Raw genomic sequence first — 667 nt, 5'->3', positions numbered from 1 at the left:
GCCGTCCTGGTGATCAAGCCCGACCGGCAAGGCATTACCGAGGCCGACATCATCGCCTGGTGCCGCGAGCAGATGGCGGCCTACAAGGTGCCTTGCGCGGTCGAGTTCGTTGCGGCGCTGCCGAAGTCCAGCACCGGCAAGATCCTCTGGCGCGAACTGCAGGAGAAGGAAAGGCTTGCGATTAAGCCCGACGGAAGCGGTGCTTATGCAAATGCAAATTGTGATGCGGCCGCGCATGGTTGATAGTGCAATGGCCGTCTGGAACAGCGGCGGCTAACCGCGGGAGATTGCGCCAGAGAAGCGCAAACCGGCATCACCGGTATACGACAACAATAGGAGACAGCAATGCGAATCACACTTGGCACACTCTGCAGTCTAGGAACAATGGCCAGAACCGGCCTGATGGCATGCGCGCTGCTGGCGGCGGGCGCGGCGCAAGGGCAGGCGCAGGGCGCCAAGGCCTATCCAGAGAAGATGATCAAGGTAGTGGTGCCCTATCCCGCCGGCGGCGCGACCGACACGCTGGGGCGCATGGTTGCCAGCCGGCTGGAAGGCTGGAAGCAGACCACCATCGTGGAAAACCGTCCGGGCGCGAGCGGCAACATCGGCTCGGAACTGGTGGCCAAGTCGGTGCCGGATGGCCACACCATCCTGATCGGCATCACGG

The 667-nt window shown here is 63.1% G+C and carries 2 protein-coding genes; both read left to right on the top strand.

Annotated features, from left to right (window positions below):
• Positions 1-243 (top strand): AMP-binding enzyme (locus JK635_RS13030; RefSeq protein ID WP_438803834.1); only part of this gene is annotated, 243 nt, incomplete at its 5' end.
• A 141-nt stretch (positions 244-384) separates the two neighbouring features.
• The coding region (locus JK635_RS13025; RefSeq protein ID WP_306792945.1) for a tripartite tricarboxylate transporter substrate-binding protein at positions 385-667 on the top strand (283 nt) is incomplete at its 3' end.

The sequence above is a fragment of the Neobacillus paridis genome, from assembly GCF_016765675.1.
GTDB lineage: Bacteria > Bacillota > Bacilli > Bacillales > Cytobacillaceae > Neobacillus > Neobacillus paridis.
The sequence above is the reverse complement of the archived record's forward strand: the minus strand, read 5'-3'. Positions and strand labels throughout refer to the sequence as shown.